We start from the raw sequence: 287 nt of genomic DNA on the forward strand, positions 1-287 counted from the left end.
AAGCCTGGCTGGCGCGGTAGTGCATGATCGCGCCGTTGGCATTGAAGCCGGCGATCGTGTTGAAGCTGGGGCTGACGAAACCCGGGCGGCGCGCACGCGCCGCGGTGATCTGTTCGTCGATGGTCAGCTCGGTGATCGGCGCGCGCTGCGGGTTGGCCAGGGTCGCTTCGAGCCAGGCGAAGAATTCGCACAGCGCCGCGCCGTCGTGTTCCATGGTGGCGCGCACGTGCGCGACCTCCGCCTCGCTCTTGCGCGACTTGGCGAACGTCGTCGGGTTGATCGCTTCC

1 protein-coding gene is annotated in these 287 nt (G+C 67.9%); it reads right to left on the minus strand.

Going from position 1 to position 287, the window contains the following annotated elements; translation table 11 throughout:
* Positions 1-287, minus strand: a 287-nt coding sequence (locus tag KVT32_RS29795; protein WP_217619397.1) for a M24 family metallopeptidase, incomplete at both ends; no start/stop codon positions are given.

The sequence above is a fragment of the Achromobacter sp. GbtcB20 genome (assembly GCF_019091095.1).
GTDB lineage: Bacteria > Pseudomonadota > Gammaproteobacteria > Burkholderiales > Burkholderiaceae_B > Achromobacter > Achromobacter mucicolens.